Genomic DNA, 358 nt, shown 5'->3' on the forward strand with positions numbered 1-358 from the left:
GAAGGTGTTATGGTTTTCTTTTTAATTTGGAGTTTATATTTACTTCAAAAAGGAAATTGGATTTGGAGTGCTGTAGTTTTAGCACTATCAATAGCTACTAAATTAATACCATTACTATTTTTACCTTTATTTTTTCAATGGTTTACTACGTATCCATTAAATACTAGTAAAATATTACATCTTAAAAGTAATTTAAAACATCATGATAAACACAGCATTAATAAATCATTACTATTCAAAAATATAAAAAAACTTATTGTGTTTTATACTGTAGTAGGTATTACCACAGTTTTACTTTTTGCGCCATTTTTTTCTTTACAATTTGTTTCTAACTACACTCAAACGGTTGGGTTGTGGT

General features: G+C 26.0%; 1 pseudogene. It reads left to right on the forward strand.

Going from position 1 to position 358, the window contains the following annotated elements:
• Window positions 1–358 (forward strand): annotated as a pseudogene (locus tag FUA24_RS05030) (mannosyltransferase); the annotation flags it as partial.

The organism is Seonamhaeicola marinus (genome assembly GCF_008085455.1).